A 1,824-nucleotide genomic window follows, 5' to 3' on the forward strand; every position below is an offset into this window, starting at 1 on the left:
TTAGGTGGCTCGCAGTAGGTTGAGTCTTGTCGGACAGCCTCCTAGGCCTTTTTTTGAACAGGCAGCGCCGGCTGTGCGAGTCAGTGCTCGGGTTTCGACATGTGAGGTTGCCATGATTATCAGTAATGTAAAAAAAACAGCGCTACTTAACGAAAACGACAATGTGGTGCTGGCGCTGGAGGATATTCCACGCGATGCGCAGCTTTCAAGCCGCGAGGTTACGGCCAGTGACAATATACCCCGCGGGCACAAGGTGGCGGTTGTAGCGATCAAAAAGGGTGAGACTGTCGTCAAGTATGCCCAGGTGATTGGATTTGCCACGGCTGATATAGCCCCAGGCGATCATGTCCACAATCATAACTGTGCGGTGGAAGAGTTCGATCGCGACTATGCCTTTGGCACCGCGGTGCAGGAACAAACCGTCGACTCAACCTTGGCACAGCGTACCTTCAAGGGCTTTGTGCGCAGTAACGGCGAAGTGGGTACCCGTAATTACATAGGCATTATCACCAGCGTTAATTGCTCCGCGACCGTGGCGCGGCTGATCGCTGATCAGGTGAAAAATAGTGGCCTGCTGGATAAATTCGCCAATGTCGATGGCATAGTGCCCCTGATACACGGCGCCGGTTGCTGTATCAAGTCTGACGGTGAGGGCTATCAGAACCTTCAGCGCACTCTGGCCGGCTATGCCCGGCACCCTAATTTTGCCGCGGTACTGATTGTCGGGCTCGGCTGTGAGGTGATGCAGATAGCGCGCCTGATGGACGAAGCGGGTCTTACTGAAGACGAGCGCTTTCGAAAACTCATCATTCAGGACGAGGGTGGTACCCGTAAAACGGTGGCAGCAGGGGTATCGATTATCGAGTCAATGTTGCCGGCCGCCAATGCCAGTCAGCGCACCTATGTGCCTATCTCCCATCTGACGGTAGCGCTGCAGTGTGGTGGCTCCGATGGTTACTCCGGCATTACCGCAAATCCTGCACTGGGTGTTGCCGCCGATATGCTGGTAGCCGCAGGCGGTACTGTCGTGCTGTCTGAGACGCCGGAAATCTACGGCGCCGAACACCTGCTGACACGCCGTGCAGCGAGCCGTGAAGTGGGGGATAAGCTCATCAGCCTGATTCACTGGTGGGAAGACTATGCCTCCAAGAATGGCGGCGAGATGGATAACAACCCGACGCCTGGCAACAAGCTTGGCGGCTTGACCACCATTTTCGAGAAGTCCCTAGGTGCTATTGCCAAGGCCGGCACGACGTCGCTGAATGGCGTTTACCGCTACTCCGAGAAGATCGACACCAAGGGGTTCGTGTTTATGGATGGGCCTGGCTATGACCCCTGCGCTATTACCGGCCAGGTGGCATCTGGCTCTAATCTGATTTGTTTCACCACCGGGCGCGGCTCGGTGTTTGGCTACAAGCCGGCGCCGTCCATCAAGCTGGCGACCAACACCGACATGTATCTCAAGATGGAAGAGGACATGGACATCAACTGCGGCGATATCATCAGTGAGCAGGTATCCCTTGAGGCCAAGGGCCGCGAGATTCTGGAGCTGATCATAGCGGTTGCCTCCGGTGACAGATCCAAAAGCGAGCTCAATGGCCTGGGTGATCATGAATTCGTGCCCTGGCAGCTCGGCGCCCAGATGTAACCGGGTTTGAGCCTTTGGCGATAAATTGTCGCCGCAAACAGGCAAGGCCTGTCGTTCCTAGCAGAACGACAGGCCTTTTTATGTGCAGGCTTCAGTGTGGGTTGAGCCTGATTCAGGGCAGCAGTTTCATGGCGTCTTTGTTGTCGATCATCTGTCGGGTGAGCGGATAACCGAGT

General features: G+C 55.8%; 1 protein-coding gene. It reads left to right on the forward strand.

Going from position 1 to position 1,824, the window contains the following annotated elements; translation table 11 throughout:
• The first annotated feature begins 112 nt into the window (after positions 1-112).
• On the forward strand, positions 113-1,648 hold the full coding sequence (locus MPRO_RS15265; RefSeq protein ID WP_067294474.1) for a UxaA family hydrolase: 1,536 nt from the start codon (positions 113-115) through the stop codon (positions 1,646-1,648).
• Positions 1,649-1,824: the final 176 nt, after the last annotated feature.

Source organism: Marinobacterium profundum (genome assembly GCF_001528745.1).
Taxonomy (GTDB): Bacteria; Pseudomonadota; Gammaproteobacteria; order Pseudomonadales; family Balneatricaceae; genus Marinobacterium_A; species Marinobacterium_A profundum.

Bases quoted from the DNA above. Each gene is read 5' to 3' on its own strand.
- MPRO_RS15265 (WP_067294474.1), top strand. From the start codon at position 113: ATGATTATCAGTAATGTAAAAAAAACAGCGCTACTTAACGAAAACGAC.